At 73.2% G+C, this 12,059-nt stretch carries 13 protein-coding genes; 5 read left to right on the top strand and 8 right to left on the bottom strand.

The window, feature by feature from the left end:
• Positions 1–31: 31 nt before the first annotated feature.
• The 5 genes from hypB to hypE are packed head-to-tail and all read left to right on the top strand — an operon-like array spanning position 32 to position 5,622.
• A complete protein-coding gene (gene hypB / locus S1361_RS02375) occupies positions 32–757 on the top strand; it encodes a hydrogenase nickel incorporation protein HypB (protein ID WP_208030179.1) in 726 nt (241 codons plus the stop codon).
• Complete coding sequence (gene hypF, locus S1361_RS02370) at positions 754–3,111, top strand: carbamoyltransferase HypF (RefSeq protein ID WP_208030178.1); 2,358 nt, start codon at positions 754–756, stop codon at positions 3,109–3,111. The genes hypB and hypF overlap by 4 nt, the downstream gene beginning before the upstream one ends.
• Positions 3,112–3,114: 3 nt before the next feature.
• Positions 3,115–3,405 carry a HypC/HybG/HupF family hydrogenase formation chaperone gene (locus tag S1361_RS02365; RefSeq protein WP_208030177.1) on the top strand — a complete coding sequence of 97 codons (291 nt, stop codon included), beginning with the start codon at positions 3,115–3,117 and terminating at the stop codon, positions 3,403–3,405.
• Positions 3,402–4,547: a hydrogenase formation protein HypD gene (gene hypD, locus S1361_RS02360; protein ID WP_208030176.1), complete on the top strand. Its 1,146-nt coding sequence runs from the start codon at positions 3,402–3,404 to the stop codon at positions 4,545–4,547. Before S1361_RS02365 ends, hypD begins: the two co-directional genes overlap by 4 nt.
• Positions 4,540–5,622, top strand: a complete 1,083-nt coding sequence (gene hypE, locus S1361_RS02355; protein ID WP_279577599.1) for a hydrogenase expression/formation protein HypE — start codon at positions 4,540–4,542, stop codon at positions 5,620–5,622. The genes hypD and hypE overlap by 8 nt, the downstream gene beginning before the upstream one ends.
• A gap of 19 nt (positions 5,623–5,641) precedes the next feature.
• Here the strand turns inward: hypE and hypA are convergent, their stop codons facing one another.
• The 8 genes from hypA to S1361_RS02315 form a co-directional block, all read right to left on the bottom strand.
• Entirely contained in the window at positions 5,642–5,998 is a 357-nt protein-coding gene (hypA, locus tag S1361_RS02350; RefSeq protein WP_208030175.1) for a hydrogenase maturation nickel metallochaperone HypA, read from the bottom strand.
• A gap of 7 nt (positions 5,999–6,005) precedes the next feature.
• Complete coding sequence (locus S1361_RS02345; protein WP_243769483.1) at positions 6,006–6,203, bottom strand: hypothetical protein; 198 nt, start codon at positions 6,201–6,203, stop codon at positions 6,006–6,008.
• A 20-nt stretch (positions 6,204–6,223) separates the two neighbouring features.
• Complete coding sequence (locus S1361_RS02340; protein ID WP_030340675.1) at positions 6,224–6,430, bottom strand: hypothetical protein; 207 nt, start codon at positions 6,428–6,430, stop codon at positions 6,224–6,226.
• Positions 6,431–6,451: 21 nt separating this feature from the next.
• Entirely contained in the window at positions 6,452–7,048 is a 597-nt protein-coding gene (locus S1361_RS02335) for a DUF5947 family protein (RefSeq protein ID WP_208030174.1), read from the bottom strand.
• Positions 7,045–7,608 carry a NifU family protein gene (locus S1361_RS02330; RefSeq protein ID WP_208030173.1) on the bottom strand — a complete coding sequence of 188 codons (564 nt, stop codon included), beginning with the start codon at positions 7,606–7,608 and terminating at the stop codon, positions 7,045–7,047. Before S1361_RS02330 ends, S1361_RS02335 begins: the two co-directional genes overlap by 4 nt.
• The gene (locus tag S1361_RS02325) at positions 7,601–9,394 is read right to left on the bottom strand and encodes a nickel-dependent hydrogenase large subunit (protein WP_208030172.1); all 1,794 of its coding nucleotides are present in this window, start codon (positions 9,392–9,394) and stop codon (positions 7,601–7,603) included. The genes S1361_RS02330 and S1361_RS02325 overlap by 8 nt, the downstream gene beginning before the upstream one ends.
• Before the next feature lie 63 nt (positions 9,395–9,457).
• Positions 9,458–10,546 carry an NADH-quinone oxidoreductase subunit B family protein gene (locus tag S1361_RS02320; protein ID WP_208030171.1) on the bottom strand — a complete coding sequence of 363 codons (1,089 nt, stop codon included), beginning with the start codon at positions 10,544–10,546 and terminating at the stop codon, positions 9,458–9,460.
• Positions 10,543–12,009, bottom strand: coding sequence for a hypothetical protein (locus S1361_RS02315; protein ID WP_243769046.1), 1,467 nt, complete (start codon positions 12,007–12,009; stop codon positions 10,543–10,545). Before S1361_RS02315 ends, S1361_RS02320 begins: the two co-directional genes overlap by 4 nt.
• Between the last annotated feature and the right edge of the window lie 50 nt (positions 12,010–12,059).

Raw genomic sequence — 12,059 nt, 5'->3', positions numbered from 1 at the left:
CACCCGTCACCGCACCCGAGGAGCAGCGCCCATGTGCCGGTCCGACCTCAGACAGGCCGTCCTGGCCAAGAACGACGGGCTGGCCGCGAGCCTGCGCGACGATCTCGCCCGGCAGGGCGTGACCCTGGTCAACCTGCTGTCCAGCCCGGGCAGCGGCAAGACCGAACTGCTCGCCCGGGTGCTGGCCCGGGCGGGGGAGCGGGGCGTGCCGGTGGCCGCGCTCACCGCCGACCTGGCCACCGAGAACGACGCCGTCCGGCTCGCGCGGTCCGGCGCGCCCGTCCGGCAGCTGCTCACCGACGGACTGTGCCACCTGGAGGCGGGTCAGGTCCGCGCCCGCCTGGCGGACTGGCTGCCGCAGGACACCTCGGTGCTCTTCGTGGAAAACGTCGGCAACCTGGTCTGCCCGGCCTCGTACGACCTCGGCGAAACCCTGCGGATCGTGCTGATGGCGGTCACCGAGGGCGAGGACAAGCCGCTGAAGTACCCCACCGCGTTCGGCTCGGCCCATCTCGTCGTCATCACCAAGACCGACCTCGCCGGACCGGCCGGCTTCGACGAGAGCCTCTTCCACGAGAACGTGCACCAGGTCAATCCGGGCGTGGAGATCGTACGGTCGTGCGCCCGTACCGGCACCGGCGTCGGCACCCTCCTCGACCGCGCCCTCGCCGCCCGCGACGGAGCCCCGCCGCACCGCCCACCGCTCGCCCCGCACCCGCACACCCACCACCACCCGGCGTCCACCCCCGTCTCGTGACCGCGCCCGCCACCGGCTCGGTGCGCCGCCGGATCACCGTGCGCGGCACGGTGCAGGGCGTCGGCTTCCGGCCCTACGTGCACCGCCTGGCCGCCGACCTCGCGCTGGCCGGGTTCGTGAGCAACACCGCCGACGGCGTGCTCATCGAGGTCGAGGGCCCGCCGGACGAAGTGGACCGGTTCTCCGGCCGGCTGACCGAGCAGCCGCCCCCACTGGCCACCGTGACCGGCGTCGGCTGCGAGGACGTCCCCGCCACCGGCGCCACCGGCCCCTTCACCATCCGCCCCACCGAACGGTCCCCTGGCCGCACCCAGCTGCCGCCCGACACCGCGACCTGCGCCGACTGCCTGCGCGAACTCGCCGACCCCGGCGACCGACGGCACCGCCACCCCTTCGTCACCTGCACCCACTGCGGCCCCCGGTTCACCATCGCCACCGCGATGCCGTACGACCGGCCGGCCACCACCATGGCCGGCTTCCCGATGTGCCCCGCCTGCGCCCGCGAGTACGGGGACCCGGCCGACCGCCGCTTCCACGCCCAGCCCGTCGCCTGCCCCGACTGCGGCCCGCGCCTCACCCTGGTCCCGGCCGCGGGCCTCGGGGTCCGCCCGGCCCGGGACGCCGAGGCCCTCACGACGGCGCGCTCGCTGCTCGCCGCCGGGCGGATCGTCGCCGTGAAGGGCGTCGGCGGCTACCACCTGGCCTGCGACGCCACCGACGCCCGGGCCGTCGCCACCCTGCGTGCCCGCAAGGAGCGGGGCGGCAAGGCCTTCGCGGTGATGTGCGCCGACCTCGACACCGCGGAGCGCGTGGCGGTGCTCTCCGCCGCCGAACGGGCCGCGCTCACCAGCGCCCGCCGCCCCATCGTCCTGCTGCGCCGACGCACCCCCGGGCACGGGCCCCGCCTGGCCGGCGAGGTCTGCCCGGGCAGCCCGCACGTCGGCCTGCTGCTGCCCTACACGCCCGTGCACACCCTGCTGCTCGGGCTGCCCGGCGACCCGCCAGGCCCCCGGCTGCTCGTCATGACCAGCGGCAACCGGTCAGGCGAGCCCATCGTCACCGACGACACCGAGGCGCTGACCCGGCTGGCCGGCATCGCCGACGCCTGGCTCACCCACGACCGGCCCATCGCGTGCCCGTGCGACGACTCCCTGCTGCGCGTCCGCGCAGACGGCGCCGAACAGGTCCTGCGCCGCTCCCGCGGCTACGTCCCCCGCCCCCTGCGCCTCCCGCTCCCCGTCCGGCCGGCCCTCGCCGTCGGCGGCGACCTGAAGAACGCCCTCTGCCTGGGCGAGGCCGACCAGGCCTGGTTCGGGCCGCACATCGGTGACATGGCCGACCTCGCCACGCTGGAGGCCGCCGAGCGGGCCGAACGGCACCTCACCCGCCTCACCGGGGTCACCCCCCGGCTGGTGGCCGCCGACCGCCACCCCGGCTACCACTCGACCCGCCGGGCCGGCAGCCGGGCCGCCCGGCTCGGGCTGGGCAGGCCGGTGCCGGTCCAGCACCACCATGCCCACATCGCCGCCGCGATGGCCGAACACGGCCTCGACGGCAGCACACCCGTGATCGGCGTCGCCTTCGACGGCACCGGGTACGGCGACGACGGCACGGTGTGGGGCGGCGAGATCCTGCTCGCCGACTACACCGGCTACCGGCGCCTCGCCCGCCTGACCCCCGCCCCGCTGCCCGGCGGCGACGCCGGCGTGGCCAACCCCTGCCGCCTGGCGCTGGCCCGGCTGTGGGCGGCGGGACTGCCGTGGACACCGGGCCTGCCGAGCGTGGAGGCCTGCTCCGAGCCGGAGCGCACCGTCCTGCAGCGGCAGCTGGCGCGCCGACTGGCCTGTGTGCCGACCTCCAGCATGGGCCGGCTCTTCGACGCCGTGTCGTCCCTGGCGGGGCTGTGCCACCGCGCCGGCTACGAGGCGCAGGCGGCGCTGGAACTGGAGGCGGCGGCCCTGGAGGCGGGAGACGCGGACACGGGGGCCTACCCGTTCGCGATCACCGCCGGGCGACTGCCGTGGGAGATGAACCCGACCCCCACCCTCCGCGCACTGCTGGACGACCGGGCCCGCAACACCCCCGTACCCGTCCTGGCCGCCCGCTTCCACCGGGGCGTCGCCCGGGCGGTGGCGGAGATCTGCTGCCGCGCCCGGTCGGAAACCGGCCTCACCACCGTCGCCCTCACCGGCGGTGTCTTCGCCAACGCCCTGCTGGAGGAGGAGTCCGCCGCGCTGCTCGCCACGGCCGGGTTCACGGTCCTGCGGCACGGCGAGGTCCCCCCGAACGACGGCGGTCTGGCGCTCGGCCAGCTGATGGTCGCGGGAACAGCAGTCAACCACGAGACGGAGTGACCCATGTGTCTGGCAGTGCCCGGCAAGGTCGTGTCCATCGACCACAGCGCCGACCCGCTCACCGGCCTGATCGACTTCGGCGGCGTACGCAAACAGGCCTGCCTGGAGTACCTCCCCGACGTCCGGGTGGGGGAGTACGTCATCGTCCACGTCGGCTTCGCGCTGCAGCGCCTGGACGAGGAGTCGGCCCGGGCCTCCCTGGAGCTGTTCGGGCAGCTCGGACTGCTGGAGGAGGAGTTCGGCGACGCCTGGGAGCAGGCGGCACGGCAGGAGAGCGGAAGTGAGGCCCGGTGAAGTACATCGACGAGTTCAACGACCCGGAACTGGCGCGCCGGCTGCTGGACGAGATCCGGTCCACGGTCACCCGGCCCTGGGCCCTGATGGAGGTCTGCGGCGGCCAGACCCACTCCATCATCCGCCACGGCATCGACCAACTGCTCCCGGACGAAGTGGAGTTGATCCACGGCCCCGGCTGCCCGGTGTGTGTGACACCCCTCGACGTGATCGACAAGGCCCTGGCGATCGCCGCGCGCCCCGAGGTGATCTTCTGTTCCTTCGGGGACATGCTGCGCGTGCCCGGCACCGGCCGGGACCTGTTCCGGGTCAAGGGCGAGGGCGGTGACGTCCGGGTCGTCTACTCGCCGCTGGACGCCGTGGACCTGGCCCGCAAGAACCCCGACCGGCAGGTGGTGTTCTTCGCCATCGGCTTCGAGACCACCGCCCCCGCCAACGCCATGGCCGTGCACCAGGCCCGCCGGCTCGGCCTGGCCAACTTCAGCCTGCTGGTGTCCCACGTCCGGGTCCCGCCGGCGATCGAGGCCATCATGACCGCCCCCGCCTGCCGGGTGCGGGGCTTCCTCGCCGCCGGGCACGTGTGCAGCGTGATGGGCACCGCCGAGTACCCGGACCTCGCCGAGAAGCACCGCGTCCCGGTCGTCGTCACCGGCTTCGAGCCGCTGGACATCCTCGAAGGCATCCGCCGCGCCGTCCACCAGCTGGAACGCGGGGAGCACCGGGTGGAGAACGCCTACCCCCGCGCGGTGCGGGAGCAGGGCAACCCGGCGGCCGTCCGCATGATCGAGGAGGTCTTCGAGGTCACCGACCGCAACTGGCGGGGCATCGGCCGCATCCCGGACAGCGGCTGGCGGCTCACGGACGCCTTCCGCGCCTACGACGCCGAACACCGCTTCGACGTCACCGGCATCCGCACCGAGGAACCCGCCGCGTGCCGTGCGGGCGAGGTCCTGCAGGGACTGATCAAACCCACCGACTGCGCGGCGTTCGGCACGGCCTGCACCCCGCGCACCCCGCTCGGCGCCACCATGGTCTCCAGCGAGGGCGCCTGCGCGGCCTACTACCTGTACCGCAGGATGACCGACACCCCGGCAACCGAGGGATCCCGGATCCCGCGGGAGGAGATGAACCCCGTTGGCTGACCTCGCCACCGAATCCCCCGAGGCGGTCGTCGACCCCGCGAACTGGACCTGCCCCGCCCCCCTGCGCGACCAGCCGGTCGTGGTCATGGGCCACGGCGGAGGCGGCGCCCTGTCGGCGGAGCTGATCCAGCAGGTCTTCGCACCCGCCTACGGCAACCCCACCCTGGCCGCCCTCACCGACTCGGCCGTCCTCGGCCTCGGCGGCGCCCGGCTGGCCCTCTCCACCGACTCCTACGTCGTACGGCCGCTGTTCTTCCCCGGCGGCAGCGTCGGCGACCTCGCCGTCAACGGCACCGTCAACGACCTGGCGATGAGCGGCGCCCGGCCCGCGTACCTGTCCGCCGCCTTCATCCTGGAGGAGGGCGTGGAACTGGCCGTCGTGGAGCGCGTGGCGCGCGCCGTCGGCGCGGCGGCCGAGGCGGCCGGCGTCACCATCGCCACCGGCGACACGAAGGTGGTCGAGTCCGGGCACGGCGACGGTGTCTACATCACCACCGCCGGCGTCGGCCTCGTCCCCGAGGGCGTCGACATCCGCCCGCAACGCGCCCGGCCCGGCGACGCCGTCATCGTCAGCGGGCCGATCGGCCTGCACGGCGTGGCCGTCATGAGCGTGCGGGAGGGCCTGGAGTTCGGCGTCGAGATCACCTCCGACACCGCGCCGCTCGCGGACCTGGTCGCGGCCATGCTGGCGGTCACCCCGGACGTCCATGTACTGCGCGACCCCACCCGGGGCGGCCTCGGCGCCTCCCTGAACGAGATCGCCCGCGCCTCCGGCACCGGCGTACGGCTGCGGGAGCAGGCGATCCCGGTGCCGGACGAGGTCGCGAACGCCTGCGGGTTCCTGGGCCTGGACCCGCTGTACGTCGCCAACGAGGGCCGGCTGGTCGCCTTCGTGCCCCCCGAGCACGCCGAGGCCGTCCTGGCGGCGATGCGCGCCCACCCGCAGGGCGCCGGCGCGGCCCGCATCGGCGAGTGCGTGGCCGACCACCCGGGCATGGTGGTCGTCGCCACCGGTCTCGGCGGCACCCGGGTGCTGGACCTGCCGCTCGGCGAACAGCTGCCCCGCATCTGCTGAACCGCCCCCGGCCCCGCCGTCAGGCCGGGGCCGGGACCGCCGCCACCCCCGTGATCTCCAGCTCCCTCCCACCGCGCAGCTCCTGCGACGGCCGGTCGCAGCGCGGGCACCAGAAGAACGGCGGCATGCCGACCGCGAACTCCTCGGCACACCCGCCGCACCAGGCCCGCGCCGGCACCTGCTCCACGATCAGGCGGGCGCCCGCGAGGGCCGTGCCGTCGCGGGCCACCTCGAAGGCGAAGTGCAGCGCGTCGGGGACGACACCGGCCAGCTCACCGACCCGGACCGTCACCGACGACACGGCGTCCGCGCCGTCCGCGCGGGCGATCTCCGCCGCCTGCTCCACGATCGCGGTCGCGATCGACAGCTCGTGCACGCCGGCCTCACGGATACCGGTGGCCCGCGCGCAGGCCCCCGGTCATCCGGTAGATCCGCAACTCGCGCACGATGCCCGGCAGCTCCCGGACGAACACGGCCGCGGCCAGGCTGCCCACCACCGCGGCCTGGGCCGCGAGCAGCTGACGTCCGGTCAGTCCCCGCCGTACGGTCCTTCGTCTCCTCATGCCCATGCCCATGTTCATGACGGTCACTTTCTGCTCCCTCATCCCGGCGAGATGTTCGGCATGTCCTTCACCAGGGCGTCATGCCGCTTCCAGTGGATACCGGTGGAGCGGCGCGCGTCGGAGCTGCCGTCCTCGTGGTGTCCTTGCTGCTGCTTGTAGGGGCCCTTGTTCCCCTGGTGCAGTCCGCGCACGTGGGTGGGCGTGTCGGGCTTCGCCTGGGGGCGGCCCACTCGGATGCTGCCCATCTCGGGTCTCCTTCCGGTCCCTCACGACCGCTCGGTCAGCTCCCTGAAGAACTGTTCTACGGCCGGCCACAGGCGGCCGCCACCGGACAGGCCCCGCCACTCGCGGCGGACCAGGGCGATCATCCGGTAGCAGTCGTCGACCGGCACGATCCAGTGTTCGTCGAGACCGCGCACGGTGTTCACCAGCAGCGCCTCGACATCGGGAGTCATGTCGGCGAGCTGCGGGACCGCGGTGGCCAGCCGCTGCCAGGCCGCCGCGTCCACCTCCCACCGCATGGCCCCCGCCGGGCTCGGGCCCTGCGCGGTGACCGTGCCGTCGGAGCGCGGCACGAAGAACACCAGCCCCACCGGGACACCCAGCACCCCGGTGTCCACGGGCGGCAGCCGCAGCCGGCGCCGGGGCACCAGCCGGTAGCGGCCCTCGCCCGCCCCGCCGTCGGCGAACAGCACCGAGCAGGGTCCGCACACGCACCGCACCTCGGCGGCCCCGGTGTCGTACAGATGAGGGTGTTCCGCGGCCACACGGGCGGCGCACAGCTCGCAGACCTCGGTCTCGTCCCGCACCGCCCGGTCGGCGGCGGAGCGGATCACCCGGGCGAGCGCGCCGTGCGCGGTCACCTCGCCTCCTGGGGCACGGCCCGGCGCTTGATCGTGCTCAGCGGTACGAACGCGGGGGCCGGCCGGCGCTCCGCGGCGACCGGCTCGACCGGCTCGACCGACTCCAGCTCCGGCGCCACCGCCAGGACGGCGGCCCGCACGGCCTCCAGGGCGTCGCCCGAGCCGCCACCGCAGCCCGAACCGCAGCCGCCGCCGGTGCTCAGCCGCACCCGGGCCACGCGCCCCTCGACGCCGGCCCATTCCAGGTCGCCGCCGCGCTCGCGCACGGCCGGCCGCAGCTTCTCCACCGCGCGGGCGGCCCGGCGCTCGGGCGGCTCCGGGTGGAGGTCGTGCAGGACCAGCAGGTGCCCGAGCAGCTCGTCGTCGGCCAGCTGCTCCCGCAGCGGCTGCTCCGCGAGGTCCAGCACCCGGGCGAGGGCCTCGCCGTAGACCTCGGTCAGCAGCCGCACCGCCTCCAGTGCCGGGCCGGGCACGGTCTCCAGACCGGCCAGCACCTCGTCGAGCCGGGCGAGGCGCGCCTCCACCGCCGGGTCCGGCAGCCGTACCGCGGTGTCAGCCATGGTTCGCTCCGTACGTCGGCGAGTGCACGGTGGTCAGGGTCTTGCCCTTGCCCATGTACATGTGGACGCCGCACGGCAGACAGGGGTCGAAGCTGCGGACGGTGCGCATGATGTCGACGCCCTTGAAGTCGTCGGGCCCGTTCTCCTCGAAGATCGGCTGGCCCTGGACGGCGTCCTCGTACGGTCCCGGGGTGCCGTAGATGTCGCGCGGGCTGGCGTTCCACGGGGTGGGCGGGTACGGGTGGTAGTTGGCGATCTTCTTGTCGCGGATCACCAGGTGGTGCGAGAGGACACCGCGCACCGCCTCGTGGAAGCCGCAGCCGATCGACTCGTCCGGCACCTCGAAGTTCTCGTACACCTTGGTGTCGCCGTTGCGCAGCATCCCCATCGCCTCGTCCAGGAACTGCAGCGCCATGGCGGCGGCGTAGGCGATGAAGTACGGCCGGGCGCGGTCCCGTTCGAGGGTGTTGCTCCACTTCGGGATGCGCCATTCCAGCGTCGTCTCCGGCAGTTTCTCGCCCCTGGGCAGGGTGATGCGGATGGCACCGCCGGTGGCCTTGACGTACGGCGTGTCGACGAGGCCGCTCAGCGCGGTCGACCAGAGCCGGGCGAGGGGGCCGCCGCCGGTGTCCAGGGCGAGGTGCTCGCCGGTCGCCGGGTGGTACCAGCGGGGGCTCATCACCCAGCTGTAGTTGCCCTCGAAGTCCCGCTTCTGCGGCACCGGCACCGTGGTCTGGTTCCACGGGTGACGCATGTCGACCGGGTTGCCGAGCGGGTCGTGGGTGACGAACGGCTCCTCGTTGACCCAGTCCTCGTAGAACGAGCTGCCCAGCATGATGCGCAGGCCGAGGTTGATGTCGATCAGGTTGTTGGTGACGAGCTGCCCGTCCACGATGACGCCCGGCGTGACGTACATCGCCCGGCCCCACTCGTTCATCGTCGCGTAGCGGTAGTCGACGACGTCCGGGTTCTGGAAGGCACCCCAGCACCCCAGCAGGATCCGGCGCTTGCCGACCTCCTCGTACCCCGGCAGGGCCTCGTAGAAGAAGTCGAAGACGTCGTCGTTCATGGCCACCGCCTTCTTGATGAAGTCGATGACGCGCATCAGGCGGCTGAGGTAGTCGGTGAAGGTGTTCGGCTGCGGCATCGTGCCGACCCCGCCCGGGTACAGCGTGGAGGGGTGCACGTGCCGCCCCTCCATCAGGCAGAACATCTCCCGGGTGATCCGGCTGACCTTCAGCGCCTCCTTGTAGACCTCGCCCTCGAAGGGGTTGAAGGCCTTCATGATGTCGGCGATGGTGCGGTAGCCGTGGATGTCCCCGCGGGGTGCGGCGGTGCGTTCGGCGCGGGCCAGGACACCGGGGTTGGTGGCCTTGACCATCGCCTCGCAGAAGTCCACGAAGACCAGGTTGTCCTGGAAGATCGTGTGGTCGAAGATGTACTCCGCCGCCTCGCCGAGGTTGGTGATGTGCTCGGCGAGCTTCGGCGGCTTGACGCCGTAGGCCATCTGCTGGGCGTAGTTGGAGCAGGTGGTGTGGTTGTCGCCGCAGATGCCGCAGATCCGCGAGGTGATGAACCCGGCGTCCCGCGGGTCCTTGCCCTTCATGAACACCGAGTAGCCGCGGAACAGCGACGAGGTGCTGTGGCACTCCACGACTTCCCGGTTGGCGAAGTCGATCTTCGTGTAGATGCCCAGGTTGCCGATGATCCGGGTGATGGGGTCCCAGGACATGTCGACGAGCTGAGCGGGTTTGCGTTCTGTGGGCCGGGACTCGGTGGTGGTCATCTGCGGTACTGCCCCTCGCTGTTCGGGTTGCGCGGATCGGTGGCGGAATGCGGACGGACGGCGTCAGGCACGCCAGTGCGGGTCGTAACCGCTGGTCAGCTTGCGCTTGTTGTGGCGCCACCTGGGCTCGTGGTTCACCATGTCGTTGGTCAGGCCGCGCAGCCGGCGGATGACCGCGCCGTACGGCCTGATCACCATCGTGGACAGCGTGCCGCCCGGGGGTTCGTCCATGAACGGCATGAAGGCGTCCGGGAAACTCGGCATCGTGCAGCCGATGCAGATGCCGCCGACGTTCGGGCAGCCGCCGATGCCGGCCATCCAGCCGCGCTTGGGCACGTTGCAGTTGACGACCGGACCCCAGCAGCCGACCTTCACCTGGCACTTGGGGGAGTTGTAGTCCCGCGCGAAGTCGGCCTGCTCGTAGTACGCGGCCCGGTCGCAGCCCTCGTGGACGGTCTTCCCGAACAGCCACTGCGGACGCAGCATGTGGTCCAGCGGCGGCGGGGGAGCGCCACCGGCCGCGTGCTGGAGCACCCAGACCAGGGTCTCCATGAAGTTCTCCGGCTGGATCGGACAGCCCGGCACGTTGACGACCGGCAGCCCCGAGCGCGCCTTGAAGTCCCAGCCCAGGTAGTCCGCGAGGCCCATACAGCCGGTCGGGTTGCCGGCCATCGCGTGGATGCCGCCGAACGTCGCGCAGGTACCCGCCGCGACCACCGCCCAGGCCCGGGGGGCGAGGTCGTCGATCCACTCGTTCAGCGTCTGCGGCTCACCGGTGTCCGGGTGGTTGCCGAACGAGGTCCAGTAGCCGTCGCCCTCGATGATGTTCTGGTTCGGGATCGAGCCCTCGATGACCAGGATGAACGGCTCCAGCTCACCGCGGGCCGCCGCCCGGTACGGGGCCAGGAAGTCCTCCCCGCCGAGGCTCGGCGAGAGCACCTTGTTGACCAGGTTCACCTTCGGCAGGCCCGGGATGAGGCCGAGCACGACGTCCTCGATGGAGGGCTGGCCGGCCGCGGTGAGGGAGACGGTGTCGCCGTCGCAGCTCATGCCCTCCGAGATCCACAGGATGGTGATCTCGTCGAAGCCCTCCCGTGCCTCGGCCCTGCTGGGCTCGCCCTGGACTTCCGTGGTACCGCTCTGTGTGGTCATGTCTGCGGCCTCCGTTGCAGCCGGTCTCGGACGGGGTCGTGGGCGGCGGCCGACGCGGCGCACTCGGCCCGGTCGAGCGGTGCCACCTCATCGGGGCGGAAGTAGTGGAACCGGCCGTACCAGTCGTGCAGTTCGGCGGCGGGATCGTCGTCCACGGTGACGGCCAGGTGGACGCTGCCGTCCACGTCGTGGAAGACCGCGGCCACCTGCGCGGTCCGTCCCTCCAGGAACATGTCCTGGGCGTCGGCACCCCGGGCGCGCGGACGCAGCCGTACCCGGCTGCCGCCGCCCACGGGCACCCCGTCCACCAGCACGGTGTCCGTGGCCGGGGACAGCCCGTCGTCCCCGCCCTCCTGCCACCAGGCGGGCCGCCCGGCAGCCGGGCGCTGCGCCGGGGTCAGGGAGCGGATGGCGCCGTGCAGCCGGGAGAACACCTCCCGGGGCATGGTGTCCACCCGGTCGAGGATGCGCGCGGCCCGCGGATCGGTGGCCCGAGCCTCGGCCTTCTCCTCGTCGGTCAGCAGCATCGTGCGCAGCGTGAGGATCTCGTCGATCTCCGCCGCGTCGTGCAGGTCGCCCGGGCTCTCCGGGGCCACCTGCGGATGGTCAGGGAGGATGATCGGCGCGGAGAGCAGGGACGCTCCCGTCGCGCCGTCGTCGCCCGCCGGCTGCGGCGGTGTCCCGCCGAGCACCGGGAACGTGAACGCGTTGCGGCAGCCGCGCACCTGCTCGGCGAGGCCGGCGGGCGGGTCGATCAGCGACACGAACTCGGCCCCGTCGGCGGCGAGGAGGGTGTGCGTGGCCAGCAGCGCCTGCCCGAGCACCCCGCTGCGCGGGAGTCGCGGACCGGCCGCTGCCGCCGTGTTCTCGGTGCGCACCCGCAGCCGGTACAGCTCCGGCCCGAGCGGCTCGGCCACGACCGTCGTCTGAGCCCGCACCTCCCGGCGCCGCCGCACGGTCCGCCCCGCGCCCTCCGGCAGCGGCTCGTACTCCGTGCCGGCCGGCGCACCCACGGCGGCGGTCCGCGCTTCCCGCAGCAGTTCCGCCAGCGGCAGCACCAGCTCGGTCTCGCGGGGCACCGCCTCCTCGAACGACAGGTGGGTGACGCCGTCGGCGGTCCGCAGCGACTCCACCGGGCGATGCCCGCCGTCCCCGTCGGCCGCCTCCACCTGCTTGCGCTGGAGTTGCAGGTACCGCACCCGCACGCGTACGGCGGCGTCGGCGCGGTGGGTCACCAGCAGGCACTCGGTCTGCTGGTACCAGGAGTCGGCGGAGCCCGACACCCCGGGCTTGACCGGTCCGTCCTGCTCCACCCAGTCCCGGGGCAGCAGCACCCCGAACTGCCAGCGGACCCGGTTCTTCCCCGAGGACCGGCGGTAGGGATACAGCAGGTACCCCTCGTAGAGCACGGCGTCCGCCACGGCACTCAGCTGCGCACAGCCCTCGCCGACTCCGTTAGCCATGCCCTCTCCTCGCCACTGGTGATCGCCGACCCTCTCCCCACGGTCACACC

It is taken from the genome of Streptomyces cyanogenus (assembly GCF_017526105.1).
Taxonomy (GTDB): Bacteria; Actinomycetota; Actinomycetes; order Streptomycetales; family Streptomycetaceae; genus Streptomyces; species Streptomyces cyanogenus.
Note: the sequence above shows the minus strand (reverse complement) of the source record. Positions and strands in the feature narration are given on the sequence as shown.